Source organism: Maridesulfovibrio bastinii DSM 16055 (genome assembly GCF_000429985.1).
In the GTDB taxonomy this organism is placed as follows: Bacteria; Desulfobacterota; Desulfovibrionia; order Desulfovibrionales; family Desulfovibrionaceae; genus Maridesulfovibrio; species Maridesulfovibrio bastinii.
In genome coordinates this window covers 266,802-276,147 of record NZ_KE387015.1, presented here as the reverse complement: position 1 = coordinate 276,147, position 9,346 = coordinate 266,802, and the positions used below count along the sequence as shown (strand labels likewise).

At 41.5% G+C, this 9,346-nt stretch carries 6 protein-coding genes; 4 read left to right on the top strand and 2 right to left on the bottom strand.

Annotated elements, in window-relative coordinates:
* Positions 1-714: 714 nt before the first annotated feature.
* Both G496_RS0117400 and G496_RS0117395 read left to right on the top strand, forming a co-directional pair.
* Positions 715-1,191 (top strand): cytochrome c family protein, encoded by a 477-nt coding sequence (locus G496_RS0117400; RefSeq protein WP_027180395.1) that lies wholly within the window; start codon positions 715-717, stop codon positions 1,189-1,191.
* An 8-nt stretch (positions 1,192-1,199) separates the two neighbouring features.
* A complete protein-coding gene (locus G496_RS0117395) occupies positions 1,200-3,203 on the top strand; it encodes a methyl-accepting chemotaxis protein (protein WP_027180394.1) in 2,004 nt (667 codons plus the stop codon).
* Between the two features lie 305 nt (positions 3,204-3,508).
* On the opposite strand, the gene G496_RS0117385 is transcribed toward G496_RS0117395, so the two are convergent.
* On the bottom strand, positions 3,509-3,931 hold the full coding sequence (locus G496_RS0117385) for a hypothetical protein (protein WP_034633790.1): 423 nt from the start codon (positions 3,929-3,931) through the stop codon (positions 3,509-3,511).
* Between the two features lie 126 nt (positions 3,932-4,057).
* Complete coding sequence (locus G496_RS0117380) at positions 4,058-5,134, bottom strand: OmpA family protein (RefSeq protein ID WP_027180392.1); 1,077 nt, start codon at positions 5,132-5,134, stop codon at positions 4,058-4,060.
* A gap of 779 nt (positions 5,135-5,913) precedes the next feature.
* Between G496_RS0117380 and rfaD the strand changes: the two genes are divergently transcribed.
* Positions 5,914-6,894, top strand: coding sequence for an ADP-glyceromanno-heptose 6-epimerase (rfaD, locus tag G496_RS0117375; RefSeq protein ID WP_027180391.1), 981 nt, complete (start codon positions 5,914-5,916; stop codon positions 6,892-6,894).
* 28 nt (positions 6,895-6,922) lie between these two features.
* Positions 6,923-9,271 (top strand): LPS-assembly protein LptD, encoded by a 2,349-nt coding sequence (locus G496_RS20235; protein ID WP_245577950.1) that lies wholly within the window; start codon positions 6,923-6,925, stop codon positions 9,269-9,271.
* The last annotated feature ends 75 nt before the right edge of the window (positions 9,272-9,346 follow it).

The window sequence follows — 9,346 nt, the reverse complement described above, 5'->3', positions numbered from 1 at the left end:
AAGAATTTTACAACAGAATCTTGAGCAAGCATGGAGTACCCCAAAAGGCAATTGCTGCACTTGCTCGAAAACTTGCTGCTTTACTTTGGAAACTCAGTATTCCAACTAAGGCAGTATAACGGATCGCGAGGGGCTTTTGGTTGCTTTGACAACGAAATAAAAATGGCGATCCTAAATTGATTTGGTACCGAATCGGTACTTGGTGCCGCTGAGCACGAATAAGAAAAGGAATATCAATTAATTGCACCGCAAGGTGAGGGATGAATGCGGCCTACGAAAACATAAAATCAGAATTAGCGGGGTGCTTGACAACGTGCCGCATAAGAAATATGTCTAGGACAGAACATTATATTGCGGTAATTACACCACTTTTGTGGCGTTAGATGTAGCCTAACGCTACGGAGAGGGTCTCTGGTCGAGGTTATAATTGTGATAACAACTATGCGAAGACTGATATTCTTAAGAATTCAAATTAATAATTCATATAATTTTGAGTGAATTTTCCCACCATAATGTCAGTTAAGCTAGGCCAGCCGGGCATAATATATTTAATGATCAACCAGTTAGTTAAAGAATGGGCTGTTGTTTTAAATCAATATATGAACTATCGGTAACTTTCAGATGGTTGTTATAGGGTGTTTTTTTAGTTTTAATCTATGGATTGTTTGAAAAACTATCAGTTTTGCAAGCAGTTTCAGGATAGGGGTGATAGTTATGCCGCACAGTGGAATTGCGAGGTTTTCCATTTTTTGTGTCGTAGTGGCTACAGTTGTTTTTGCGTGGGGTACTTACGGTATCTCCAGCTCGGCTACTTATGTGGGGTCAAAGAAGTGTGCCGAGTGTCACGAAAAAGAATATTCCAATTATACAAAGTTTTCAAAAAAAGCCCATTCCAGTCATGGTATAAAACTTATGGCTTCTGATCTTGCTCCTGATGAGCTCAAGGAATGCTATGAGTGTCATACTACAGGCTATGGGAAGCCGGGAGGTTTTGTCTCTTTTGAACAGACTCCTGAAATGGAAAATGACGGATGCGAGGTCTGTCATGGACCGGGGTCACTGCATATTGAAGACGGTGATCCGGAATTCATTAAAGGAGAGCTGACTCAAGAGGATTGCTACAGGTGTCATACCGAAGACCGCATTGAAGAATTTAATTTCAGGCCGATGATTTTCGGTGGCGCACATTAGGGGGTAGCATGAATTTTATTAAAAAATCTCTTGGCAATAAGGTTCTTGTTCTAACTTCATTCCTGACAGCGGTTGTGTTTATCGGTCTGTTTGCTGCCAATTCATACTGGCAGCAGGTTTCGATGGTTCATGAGGTGGAAGTTACTGCTGTAAGATATGCGCAAATGCTGCGTATGGCCATTAATGAGCCTATGTCCAAAGGCGAAAATAAGGCTACCAGAGAAACTTTCAAGCTTGTTGCCAAACATAACCGTGACGTTGAAATGTGGCTGACAAATTTTAAGGGCAACATAACATACTCCACTAATGAGGCTGATAGCCGCACGGATTATACTGAGCATATAGATAATCCTGAAGTAGTGGATATTGTTTCAGAAAGCTTGAAATCTCCGATCAAAAAAGGGGTTTTGTCCAAAATGGACGGCAAACCTGTTTTTGTAGAAGTTTCAAGCATTAAAAATGAAAAAGGCTGTTACCACTGTCATGGGCATAGACGTACTATCCTCGGTTCCATGATTATGGTTCAGGATGTTTCAAGTCAGTTTTCAACGCTTCACGCTTCACAGCTGAAAAACGGGATTTTCTCATTTGTAGGTTTTCTGGTGCTGACCAGTTCACTGCTTTTCTTTATGCGCTCATCAATTGTTAAAAGAATTGCGCATATCACCGGGGCGACTTCTAAATTCAGCGATGGTGATTTTGACGCCTCATTCGATGTGAAGGGCGGCGATGAACTTGGAGTCCTTGGGATGAACCTCGGCAAGATGGCCGGGCAGATCAAAGATCAGCTGCAATATAACAAGGGCGTCCTCTCAGGCATATCCATACCGATGATTGTGGCGGATAATAAGGGCCTTGTTGAATTTGTTAATTCACATATGGTCGGAATACTGGGTATTTCTGAAGAAAAAATTATGGGTGAATCCGGTATCCGGTATTTTACGGGACAGAATGAAGACTTTATAAAAGCGACTCTTTCAAGTGGTGCGGAATCTGAAGGCAATTGCAGCTATGAAAGAAGCGACGGTACGACCTTCCCGCTTCGCTATAATGTTTCACCGCTTATGGATGCTTCAGGAAATGTTGTTGGAGTAATCGTCCTTATGGTTGACCTGACTGAAGAAGAAGAGGGCAGAAAGAGGATTGAAGAAAATCAGAAAGCCCTGCTCGAAGTTGCCAATGAAGTAACCGTAGTTGCGGTTAAATTGAAGGAAGCTTCGGAAGATTTGTCAATCCAGATGAATGAACTGACAAGTGGAGTTGATACCACCGCCATGCAGACCGGGCAGGTTGCTACTGCAATGGAACAGATGAACGCAACGGTTCTTGAGGTTGCCAGAAATTCAGGAGAGACTGCGCAGGCCTCCGAACGGGCCAACACTGTCGCCCGTGAAGGTGGCGAAGTTGTCAGCAATACTGTCTCCGAGATTCATAAAGTTACTGATACAACGGAAACCTTATCTGAAAAATTGAGTGATCTTGCTGTCAAAGCTGAAAATATTGGTGCAGTGATGTCAGTTATTAATGATATTGCTGATCAGACTAATCTGCTGGCTCTTAATGCCGCGATCGAAGCGGCCAGAGCTGGTGATGCCGGAAGAGGCTTTGCCGTGGTAGCTGATGAGGTCCGTAAGCTGGCTGAAAAAACAATGTCGGCAACTCAGGAGGTTGAAGGAGCAATAAATCTCATTCAGCAAAGCACTTCTGAAGTTGTCACCGGTATGGATGATGCCAGAAACAGGGTTGTAAAGACGGCTGATATGGCTGAAGGTTCTGGCGGAGTTCTTAATGAGATTGTCGAGCAGTCGGATAAAATAGCCGATATGGTGCGGGCCATTGCTACCGCAGCTGAAGAACAATCGGCTACCAGCGATGAAGTGAACAATAATATTAGTGAGATAAACAGCCTGTCCAACAGTCTTTCTGAGGGTATTTCCAATGCCAATGCAGGAATTCAGGACGTGGCAAAGCTGGCTCAGAATTTGAGTCTGCTTGTGGAAAGATTTAAATAGATTCTTTTTAAGAGCAATTTGAGAATGGCCGGGGTTTATGATTCCGGCCATTTTTTTATTGGTGCAGAATTCTTAAAAAATTTTAGAAAGTCTGGAAGCTGCGAAATATTTTGAAGTCAAAATAGTTACGGCTGTCGGGAAAAGCTGTCTTTTAATTGTGATCAGCTTAGGATTGAATAGATGGATTTTTTAGAACATTTTTAGGTAAAATCAAGATCATCTGCCTTGTTACAGTCATACTAGCAGTATCTTCTGTACTGTATTTATATGGGAGACCATTCAATAAGATTTACGTTCTAAACAGGCTATCTCCAGCCTTTACCATTGTTACTGAAAATTTCCGTAACTCTCATTGCCTTGGATACTTTGAATTTGCCTTCAAGAGCCAGCTTCTTTGATGGTGCTGAACATTCGTATACGTTTTCAATATATTTCAGAAGTCCGACAAATCTGCTGCGTTTCGATTTACTGCTTTTTACGGAGCAGGATATCGAAGATGGATCTATATAATGATAGCGCGCAAGAAAGGAACCATCAGTGTTCTGGATAATTTTAATGTGGCTGATTCCATTGATATGGTTGATGTTCAGTTTTTTTACCCAGCCCTGGGCAAAGGTTGTGAATGTGTGGTTCTGGACTTGCCCTGAATTATCTGCAAAAGCGGGGAAGCTAAGGCAGAAAGTAAAAGTTATGACCGTTATGTAAAAAATGTATTTTGTAAAACTCATTTCAGCTCCAATCAAAATTAAAAACAGGGGAACAGTTCCTGAAACTGCACCCCTGCTTAAATACACTTCATAGCCTTAGAGATCAATCTTCAGGTTATGATTTATAGTCTATATTATAACTAGCTGTTATTTCACATCGATTTCAACACGACGGTTTAATTTGCGTCCTTCTCTGGTCTTGTTGTCATACTTGGGATCAAGCTCACCAAATCCTTTAGAAGTGATACGCTCAGGGTTGATTCCATTTTTCTTAAGCCAGCTAGCTACGGAAGCAGCTCTGCGCTCAGAGAGTCCCTGGTTGTATGCTTCAGGACCGGTGCTGTCTGTATGTCCGCTTACAACGACGTCAAGAGTCTTGTTTTCTTCAAGGATAGCGGCAGCCTGCTCAAGTGAAGGAACCATTTCATCAGTGATCTGGTATTTATCGAATCCGAAGTTAAGACTGCGGAAAACGATTTTCTGTTCAACGGGAACAGGTACGGGAATTACTTCCTGAACTTCTTCTTCGATTTCAACAATCAGTTCTTCTTCCTGAGTGTAGAAAACATCCTGAGCATATTTACTGAGAACCGCTCTATCAGCAAGGTCGGAAGCTTCAACATACACTCCACATGGGGTCATGGAAGCAAGCTTTTTCAGAGTAGCCTTACCACTGCTGGTGTCTGCAACGCTGATAACATGCAGGCAGAATCTGTCTCCATATTTTTTGACCATATCCCTTACAACTTTGGAGGGATTGGTTCCGGTGTTTTGCAGACCGTCAGAAACAAAGATTACAGCCAGCTGTCCGGGCCATCTGCTCATCTTGGCATCAAGATCCTTAAAACTGTTACCGATAGGAGTTGACATGAAAAACTTTGTCTCTGTCGGAACAGCTGAAAGAGCTCTTGCGATAGTTCCACGGCTGTATGTTGATGCCGGGGAATAAGTTTTCATTTCGGGCATGGTATAAAGCGCGGACTTGTAGCCCAGCTCGGGGATAACCGAGTTAAGACGCTTAAGAGCATTGAGCCCTGAAACAAGTTTAGACTTGCCGGTGTTCATGTATTCCTGTGACATGGACGGAGATGTGTCCATAAACAGAGCAAATGAATCAACTTTTGGTTTAAGAACAATTTTTGATTCCGCAAAAGCCGCTGAAACCATTGCTACGGTCAGCAGCGCGGCTAAGAACAACGGGGTAATTCCTTTTTTAAGTCTCATATTAAATTCCTCCATCAAAATGGTTTTTAACAATAGCTGGTAGTAATATTGTTATTCTATACATGAGTAAGGGGTACCTTACAAGTCTTTGGTTTGATAACTTTTGCCTTTTTTCAAAAATATATAATGTAAACTCAGTTAATCATAAAATGGTATAAATATAAAACAATAATTATCATAAATATTATATTTGTTATTTTATACAGTAGGCCGAATTCGCACTATGTATTTTCTTTATATTTTAGAAAAATAAAATTTTGCAGTACACTATGTAATATATATTATGATTGAAATTTAAGTTTAAATTGTCGATATCATCTTTAAATTTAAAATATTATTGAGTTTAGTAGAAATTATTTTAAAATAATATAAATAGTCGTGCTAAAAATTAATGCAATTGTATCAATTTGATACATTTTTATACAACTATAATTTAAAAATTATGTAGTGCCTTATTCTAAAAAATAACTAAATTGAAAATATTAAACTAATTCAGTCCATATATTAGTTATTTGTATTACAAAACATCATATATAAAATAAGTAAAGTTATAAAAACAATTCTGCTGTGGCATTAAGGAACACTGCAAGGTCATTCTGATTGTTTTTGCGACCTTAAGATAATGGCATATTTATTAGTCCGACAGTGTCCCGGAAGCTTGTACAGAAATATGTCCAGAGGTTGCTAACTATGGAAAAAGTCAGTAATATCCGGCTGATTTAATTGTGTGATTTAAATTTTTATTGTTGTATATAGCCTTAATTATTGGAGATTAGTGTATGTATATTGTTACAGGTGGTGCCGGATTTATTGGCAGTGCCATGGTCTGGAAACTCAATCAGATGGGAATTGATGATATTCTTGTAGTCGATAACCTTGCTGAAAGTGATAAATGGAAGAATCTGGTTAATCTCCGCTATGAAGACTATATCCATAAAAATCAATTTTATAAGCTGATTCTTGAAGGTGAAGATCCTTTCGAGACTGAGGCTGTTATTCACATGGGCGCCTGCTCTTCTACAACAGAGCTTGATGCGGATTATCTGATGGAAAACAATTACCGTTATACTCAGATGCTCTGCCGTTTCTGCCTGAATCATAAAGCGCGCTTTATTACTGCTTCGAGTGCGGCCACATATGGTGACGGAAAACTTGGTTTCAGTGATGATCACAAAGGTGCAGAGAAACTGAAACCGATGAATATGTATGGCTACTCCAAGCAGCTTTTTGATTTATGGGCATTACGCGCCGGAATTATGGACAGCCTTGTCAGCCTCAAATTTTTCAATGTATTCGGCCCGAATGAATATCATAAAGGTGACATGAAAAGTGTTATCTGTAAGGCTTTCAAACAGATCGGCGAAACCGGAGAAATGAAGCTTTTCCGTTCTCACCGTGAGGATTATAAAGACGGCGGACAGAAGAGGGACTTCGTCTACATTAAAGATTGTGTTGATGTTATGGGATGGTTCCTTGAAAATCCGGACAAGGGCGGAATTTACAATATCGGTACCGGTCAGGCCCGTGAGTGGAATGATCTGGCCCGTTCTGTCTTTGCCGCTATGGGCAAAGAACCTGACATCAGCTACATAGATATGCCCGAATCAATCAGGGATAAATATCAGTATTTTACGCAGGCTGAGATGAAAAAGCTGCATGATGCCGGGTACAATAAGCCTTTTATGACCCTTGAAGATGCTACTAAAGATTATGTCCAGAATTATCTGGCTCAGGATGATCCTTATCTCAAAAGCCGTTAAACCCTGAATGTCTGCTTAAGGAAATAAATTGAAAATCAAGCTGGCCATAATTTTTATACTGTCCATGCTGCTGGTGGCTTCCAGTGCTCTTGCGGATGATCTGCAAAATACTGCTAAGGCCTCATCCGCAGTGAAAGGTCCTGCCGGAAAAGGTGAGGCGGCGAAAGCATCCAAGGGCGAACCGTGGAAGTTCTCGGCAGATAGGGTTGTTGCAGAGCATGACAGTGAATATGTTCAGGCCTATGGAAATGTCACCTTCCGCAGTGGTAAAAACTATCTGAAGGCTGACTTTGCAAGATTCTATCAGGCCACAAAATGGGTGTATTTGAAAGGAAATGTTCAGGCTCATTGGAATGGTGATTTCTATCAGGCCGAAGAAGCTGAATTTGACCTTAAAAATATGGTCGGATGGTTGAAGAAAGGACGGGTTTTTGTAGCCTCTCCCCATGTTTATTTTGAAAGCGAATTTATAGAAAAGCACAACGGTGCAACATATACTTTTAAAGATGCCAAAGTAACAGCCTGTGATGGGGAAAACCCTCTATGGTCATTTGAATCAGGTGAAGGTGATATCACTCTGAACGGCTGGGCCAATCTCTGGCATTCTACTTTTAAGGTTAAAGGCGTACCGGTTTTATATTCGCCTTATATCAACCTGCCGGTAAAACGTAAAAGACAGTCCGGTATGCTTACTCCTGAAGTAGGCTCCTCTGATAAACTCGGCGCAAAAGCCAGCGTTCCTCTTTACTGGGCAATAAATGACGAGATGGATGCCACTTTTTATGCTGAATATTACGGCAAAAGAGGTTTTAGACCGGGCATTGAATTTCGTCACACTCAGGATGTAAATTCCAAGGGTGAATGGCATGCCGACTGGATTTATGATGATAAAAGCTTTGATAATGAATCAGATGGTGACAATCCGTTTTCATCTGATGGGCTGATCCGTTCAAATCATAATCGCTGGTGGGTAAGATCAAAATACAACGGCTACCTTGGAAATCCGGACTGGCAGACTTTTCTTGATATTGATGTTGTCTCTGATCAGGATTATCTGCGTGAATTCCGAAGCGGGGCAAATGGTTATGAAAAAACTCGTGATCAGTTTGTAAGCGAATTCGGACGCGATATTCAGGCCGCTGATGCACAGAACCGTACAAGTACTGCTCTTGTTTCCAGAAGCTGGGATAAATATGCTCTTTCAGCCAGAATTGAGTACACTGACAGCCTTGTATACAGAAATGGGAACAATCCTTCTTCAAAAGATCCCACGCTGCAGCATCTCCCACAGATAGATGCTTATGCATTTAAAGATTATATTCCGGGGACTCCCCTTGAGTGGGAAGGGTCCATTCGTGGTGACTATTTCTGGCGTGAATACGGCATGAGTGGTGGAAGGATTGACATGAATCCTTCAGTCAGCATGCCTGTAAAACTTGGATATGTGACGATTATGCCTAGAGCCGGAGTCAGGGCGACTTCTTATATGATAGGCTCTTTCCAGAATGCCAGCTCTGAAGTCAGCAGGGATTCTATGCAGGGACGCCTTCTTGGAGAAGCCGGAATCAGTGCATTCTCAGAATATTACAGGGTTTTCAATGTAAGTGACGCTCCAGCGGTTTCCAATAGTTCCATTGGAGAAAGTAACTGGGTCAGCGTTAAACACAGCTTTATTCCCAGATTGGAGTACAATTGGGTTCAGGATGACCCTGATCAGGAAAAACTTCCGTATTTTGATGCCCGTGACCGTATCTCCTCACAAAATGATATCACATTCTCACTGACAAACGTGTTTGACCGTAAGGCCGCAACCGTTGTCAGGGGACGTAACGGTCTTCCTGTCCTGAGTAATTCTTATCTTGAATTTTTAAGATTCAGGGTGGAGCAGGGCTACGATATAGACGAGGCCCGCAGAACTGTTGAACTTGATGAATACGAATCACGTCCTTTCTCAGATACAATGGGTGAAGTTCTGGTTACGCCTCTGAATTGGGTCTCTTTGAGATCAAGAACATGGTTCTCTCCATATCTGCTTGATGTCACTGAAAACGAGAATGTTTTAAAAGTATTTGATGATAATTACGGCTACCTCTTGTTCGGGTATGATTACCTGCGGGCGATTGATGAATATAAACGCCAGAGTGACGACAGTATGCAGGTTGTCAGGTACGGTGCCAAGGCCAGACTGCCATACGGGTTTGTTCTGGGTGGTGAATTCCGTTCCGATCTCAATGCTGGTCGTGATCTTGAGAAAACCGCAACTCTCGGATGGAATCATCAGTGTTTCTCACTTGAGTTTGTGGCTTCCAAGACAACAGTTGATGAACGCTACAGTGTGAATTTCAATTTATTCCCTATGGATAACTATCTGGATTAGTAGCCACTCTTCATACTGTCATAAAGAAATTACACGCTCCTCGTATCAGATAATGGACGGGGAGCGTTCCTTTTT